The following is a 5,731-nucleotide window of genomic DNA, read 5'->3' on the forward strand; positions in this document are numbered from 1 at the left end:
GCTGCTCCACGGAGATCCACTCCGTGTTGATCTCGCTGCTGTAGCGGAAGTCCTCGGGGCAGCGGCGGCCCTCGCCCAGCCCCCAGCGCTCCACGTACTGCTCGTACGAGGGGACGATGGCGTAGTGGCGCTCGAACTCGATGGTGTTGCGGGCGTCGTCCTCGGGCACCATCACCTCGTGCAGCTTTTCGCCGGGGCGAATGCCCGTGACGCGTGTCCCGCACTCCGGCGCCACGGCGCGGGCCATGTCCATGATGTTCATGCTGGGGATCTTGGGCACGAACACCTCGGAGCCGTGCATGCGCTCCAGCGAGTCCAGCACGAAGTCCACCCCCTGCTGCAGGGTGATCCAGAACCGCGTCATCCGCGGGTCCGTGATGGGCAGCGTGCCCGTCTCGCGCAGCTTGAGGAACAGGGGGATCACGCTGCCCCGGCTGCCCATGACGTTGCCGTAGCGCACCACGCTGAAGCGGGTGCTGTGGGCGCCCGCGTAGCTGTTGGCCGCCGTGAACAGCTTGTCGCTGCACAGCTTGGTGGCGCCGTACAGGTTGGCCGGGCTGGCCGCCTTGTCCGTGGACAGGGCGATCACCTTGTGCACGTTGCGGTCGATGGCCGCGTCGATGATGTTGGCCGCGCCCAGGACGTTGGTCTTGATGGCCTCGATGGGGTTGTACTCGCAGGCGGGCACCTGCTTGAGGGCCGCCGCGTGCACCACCACGTCCACGCCGTCAAAGGCGCGGTACAGGCGCTCCCGGTCGCGCACGTCGCCCAGGAAGTACCGGATGGACGGGTGCTCGCTCTCGGGAAAGCGCTCGCGCATCTGGTACTGCTTGAGCTCGTCGCGGCTGAAGACGATCAGCCGGTCGGGCGTGTACCGCTGCAGCACCGTCTCGATGAACTTGTTCCCGAACGAGCCGGTTCCGCCGGTCACCAGGACTGACAGTCCGTTCAGCATGCGTTGAATCTCCAGGAGATCGAGAAAGTAGTAGTCCGGCCCGCGGCCGGGACGCCCGCGCGTGGCGGGGCCCGCCGGCCGTCAGCCCAGCGCCGAGGGCGCGGGGCACAGGGTTTCCACGTACCAGGGAAGCGCGGCCTCGAGCCCCTGCCCCACCGTGTGGGTGGGCCGGTACCCCAGCCGCTCCTGGATCTTGCCGATGTCGGCCTGCGAGTGGCGCACGTCGCCCGCGCGAAACTCGCCGTGCTCCGGGCGCGCGGCCGCCAGCTCCGGGCGGGTGGCCGCCAGGCCGTCGCGGATCATCCCGAACACCTCGTTGAGCGTGGTGCGCCCGCCCACGGCCACGTTGTACACCTGGTCCGTGTGCGCGTCCGCCGCCGTGGCGGCCAGCAGGTTGGCCTGCACCACGTTGTCGATGAAGCAGAAGTCGCGGCTGGTCTCGCCGTCGCCGTTGATGCGGCACACGCCGCCCGACAGCAGCGTGCCGATCCACTTGGGGATCACGGCCGCGTACGCCCCGTCGGGGTCCTGCCGCCGGCCAAAGACGTTGAAGTAGCGCAGGCCGATGACGGGCAGGCCGTACGTGCGCTGAAAGACGCCGGCGTACAGCTCGTTGACGTACTTGGTGACGGCGTACGGCGACAGGGGCCGCCCGATGCGGTCCTCCACCTTGGGAAGCCCCGGGTGGTCGCCGTAGGTGCTGCTGGAGGCCGCGTAGACGAACCGGCCCACCCCCGCGTCGCGGGCGGCCACCAGCATGTTCACGAAGCCGTCGATGTTGCTGCGGTGGGTGGCCAGCGGGTCGGCGATGGAGCGCGGCACGGAACCCAGGGCGGCCTGGTGCAGCACCACGTCCACCCCCTCGCACGCGGCGCGGCAGGCGTCCAGGTCCGTGATGTCGGCGCGGAGGAACTCGAAGCGGTCCCACGCGGGGCCCACGCACGCGCGCACGTCGTCCAGGTTGGCTTGGTGGCCCGTGGAGAAGTTGTCCAGCGCCCGCACCTCCTGCCCCAGCGAGAGCAGGGCCTCGGCCAGGTTGCTGCCGATGAAGCCGGCGGCCCCCGTCACCAGCCAGCGCCGGGGCCGCGCGCGCAGCTCCGCGCGCGCCTCGTCCCAGCGGCTCACCGGGCCCTCCCGGCTGCCGGACGGCGCGCGGCCGCGGGGCCGGGCCGTTGAACGGGGCGCGCTCCCGCGCGCGAGACAACGCGCCCGAGAGCGAGGCGAAGATGCTGCACGATAAAGTCTCCAGGGCCGCGGGCGCGCCGCGGCGGCAATCTGCGAGTTCAATGCGCGGCGGCGTTCCCGCCCGCCGCGCGGGTCCATGGAGCCGGGAACGGAACGCCCCGCCGCGAGCCTCAGGGCGGCGGGGCAAGAACTTAGCTGCCCGTGTACATGGGGGGCAACCCCGCCCGTTCCGGACAGTCCTGGCACCTCCGCGCGAGTTGTCCGGTTCGTATCGCTCCGGGTGGAGCCCACGGCCCGCGCCCTTGTCCGCCGCCCGTCGGCGGACGGACGAGCGACGTCGGACGTGCGTCGCGGATCCCGCGCATCGACCCGGAGCCGCTCCTCCCCCGCGCTCCCCGTCCACACCCGCCGATCCGCCGATCCGCCGATCCGCCGATCCGCCGATCCGCCGATCAAATTCGTAGATCCCGCTGATCTGCCGATCGAAAATCCGCTGATCCGCTGATCCGCTGATCCAAGATCCGAGATCCGAGATCCGCGTATCCGCCGATCCCGCCTACTCCTCGGTCTGCGGACGGGCGTACTCGTAGTAGCGGATGCCGACGGCCCCGGCCATGGCGCCGCAGCCGTACGCCACGTTCCACAGGGCCCGCAGCCCCACGCCGCGCCCGCCCAGCAGCCCCAGGGGGAGCGATGCGAGGCCCAGCCCCAGCCGCAGGGCGGCCTTGGCGATGCGCGTGGACGACGCCCCCGCGGGCAGGTCGCGCTCGCAGAACACGGCGATGTTGCCGATGCGGTAGGCGCGGCGCAGCACCCACGCCGGGCGCACGCGGGCCGGCGGCACCACCTCGGTGGTCACGGCGCGCCCCGCGTAGACGATGCGGGCGCCCCCGCGGTGCAGCCGCATGAAGAGGTGCGAGTCGCTCCCCCCGCTGAGCCCGTACCGGGCATCGAACGGGCCGCGGGGACCGGCCAGCAGCGTGGCCCGCACGAGCACGTTGCCCGTGTACGCGCCCGTGAGCACGGCGTCCTGGCGCGCGCCGCGGGGCGCGTAGAAGCGGTCCTGGGCCAGCCACCCGGGTGCGTCGGCGGGGCAGCGGGTGTGCACGGCGCCCGCCACCACGTCGGCGCGCAGCCGGTCGCGGGTGTCCAGCAGCTCGCGCAGCCAGCCGGGGTGCACCGTCTCGTCGTCGTCCACGAACGCCAGCCAGGCGGCCCCGCGCTCAAGGGCCATGGACACGCCCCGGTTGCGGGCCAGGGCGATGTTGCGCTCCGGCTCCACCCCGTACACGAGCTCGAAGGGAAGCTCCGCCCGCGCGGCGGCCACCACGGGCTGCGACGAGCCCGCGGCGTCGTTGTCCACCACGATCACCAGGGGGGCGTCCATGCCGGACGGCACCTCCAGGGCGGCCAGGCTGTCCAGCAGCCGGCGCAGCCCCGTGGGCCGGCGAAAGGTGGCGATGCAGACGGCGACGTGCGGCGCGGGCCGGCGCGCCGGCGCCTCGGCGGGCTCCGGCCGGGCCAGCGGCTGCGCCGCGGATGCGTGGGCCGGGCTCACAGGCCGATCCGCATGCCCACCGACGCCGTGAGGTTGAACGCGTCGTCCCCGAACTGGCGGTTCAATTCCCAGCTCCCACGCAGCGAGGCCCGGGCGTCGACCGGCCCGCGGAAGAAGAGCGCCTCCGCGCCCAATGAGTGGATCACGTCCGTCACGGCATCGTCTTTCTGCTCGGTGGCGGCGGTGCCGCCCCAGTTGTCGCGCACGCGGGTGCGGGTCCAGTCCATGCTCCAGCGTCCGCCGGGGTGGAACACGTCCAGGGCCACCACGCTGCCGCCGCCCCCGTACCCCGCCTCGGATCCCAGCAGCTGCCCGCGCTGGGTGTGTCCCTGGGGCAGCGAGCCGTTGCGGTACAGGCGTCCCTGGTTGCGCGCCTCGCGCAGGTGCGACGCCTGGGTGTTCACCCACTCCGCCCGCGCCGACACGAGCGACCGGCCGCTGCGCCACGCGCGCGAGGCCCCCAGCAGGTACCCCGCGGAGTGGTCCGGCTCCAGCAGGAAATCGCGAAGGTTCCAGTTGTGGTCGTCGCGGATGTACTCGCCGTACACCTCGGCGCCCGCGCGGGGCAGCACCCACCGCGCGAAGACCGAGGCCAGCTGGTTCTCCGGGACCGCCTCCTCGCCCTCCGGGCCGGAGCGCGCGGACTTGAAGAAGGGCTCCACGGGACGAAGCACGTCGCCCAGCGTCACACGGCGGCCCGTGAGGGGGAGGTGGAAGAAGCGCGCCACCCCCAGTTCCAGCCCCTCCATCCCCCGGGGCTGAAAGGTGGCCGTGAACCCCGACATGAAGCGGTCGGCCACGGAATCGGGCGCCAGCGACCAGGGCGACTGGTCCAGGCGGCCCCACACGAGCCGCGCGTGCACCCGCCCGATCCACACGTTGCGCGGCGCCGACGTGCCCACGAACGCGTGCGCGAACCCCGCCGCGTTGGGACCCAGCAGCAGGGGCTGGTCGATGGCGGGCCCCCAGTGCTGGCTCTCCGTCCCCACGCCCACGACCACGCCGCGCACGTCCAGCCGCAGCAGGCTCTCGCCCGGGTCCACGCGCCGGTACGCCTCGTCGCCAAAGCGCTGGGGAAGGTCGATGCCCGCGGGGGTCACGGGGTCCGCGAACGGCTCGCCGGTGCCCGTGGGCATCAGGTCGTACGCGCCGTTCTGCGTCCAGAACGCCACGGGCTCCACCCGCAGGCTCAGCACGCCCCAACGCGCGGCGGCGCCGGCGGAGCCGCGCGCGGTCAACCCGCGGCCGGCCCACACGGCGCCGTCGTTCTGCCCGTAGGCAAAGGCGGAGTTCCATCCCAGGTCCGCGCGGGGGCGCACCAGCCGCACGCCGTCGCCCGCGGGGCGCACGCGCGCGGCCCAGGGGTGCGCGGAGTCCGCCGGCAGCATCGCCCGCATCTCGCGCGGCGAAAAGCCCCGCAGCGACCAGGGGCCCACGGGCGTTTCGCCGGCCACCTGCAGGGCGCGCAGGTACCGCTCGGCATCCGTGCCCGGGAGCGCCTCCAGCTCCAGGTCCTGGGCGCGCGCGGGGGCCACGGCCGCCGCGAGCAGCACGGCGGCGGCCAACACGCGGGCCGCGCGCCGCGGGCACTGCACCCGTTGGGGCGGGAGGAACATCAGGGGAGAAAGCCTCCGGGTCGGTTGGACGCGCTCGGACGAACATGTTATCATGCGGGGCCAACGCTGTCCAGCACACCCGGCTCGCTTCCATGTCCTTGCACCGCTACGTCCTGGCCGTTTTCGCCGCCGCCGCGGCCGCCCGCGGGCTGCCCGCGCAGACGGCCGGAACCGCCGGCCGGGACACCGCCGCGGCCGCCCCCGCCCGCCCGGACCCGGCCATTTCCCGGCCCGCTCCGGCGTCCATCCTCCTCCCGCCCCCGCCCGCCGCGGACAGCCTGGCGGGCGCGGCGGCGGCGTCCGGCAACCCGGTGCCGGCGGACGGAGAGACGGGAGCGGCGGACGGGGACGCGATCCCTGCCGCCGGCTCGGCCGGCCGCGGGGCGGATCGCGCGATCGCCGTGGCGGATTCCACGC

Annotated in this window: 4 protein-coding genes and 1 pseudogene; 1 reads left to right on the plus strand and 4 read right to left on the minus strand. The window is 73.7% G+C overall.

The window, feature by feature from the left end:
• The 4 genes from pseB to VFZ20_RS03160 form a co-directional block, all read right to left on the minus strand.
• A partial coding sequence (gene pseB, locus VFZ20_RS03145; RefSeq protein ID WP_329682370.1) for a UDP-N-acetylglucosamine 4,6-dehydratase (inverting) occupies positions 1-955 on the minus strand: 955 nt, incomplete at its 3' end.
• An 81-nt stretch (positions 956-1,036) separates the two neighbouring features.
• Positions 1,037-2,080: an SDR family oxidoreductase gene (locus VFZ20_RS03150; protein WP_329682371.1), complete on the minus strand. Its 1,044-nt coding sequence runs from the start codon at positions 2,078-2,080 to the stop codon at positions 1,037-1,039.
• Between the two features lie 616 nt (positions 2,081-2,696).
• Positions 2,697-3,698, minus strand: coding sequence for a glycosyltransferase family 2 protein (locus VFZ20_RS03155; RefSeq protein WP_329682372.1), 1,002 nt, complete (start codon positions 3,696-3,698; stop codon positions 2,697-2,699).
• Positions 3,695-5,314: a capsule assembly Wzi family protein gene (locus VFZ20_RS03160; RefSeq protein WP_329682373.1), complete on the minus strand. Its 1,620-nt coding sequence runs from the start codon at positions 5,312-5,314 to the stop codon at positions 3,695-3,697. The genes VFZ20_RS03155 and VFZ20_RS03160 overlap by 4 nt, the downstream gene beginning before the upstream one ends.
• 92 nt (positions 5,315-5,406) lie before the next feature.
• Between VFZ20_RS03160 and VFZ20_RS03165 the strand changes: the two are divergent.
• Positions 5,407-5,731, plus strand: a pseudogene (locus VFZ20_RS03165) (hypothetical protein); the annotation flags it as partial.

The sequence above is a fragment of the Longimicrobium sp. genome, assembly GCF_036280135.1.
Lineage (GTDB): Bacteria > Gemmatimonadota > Gemmatimonadetes > Longimicrobiales > Longimicrobiaceae > Longimicrobium.

What these genes read in the sequence shown, in the direction of transcription:
- VFZ20_RS03160 (WP_329682373.1), bottom strand. Translation starts at nt 5,314, where the DNA reads ATGTTCCTCCCGCCCCAACGGGTGCAGTGCCCGCGGCGCGCGGCCCGC.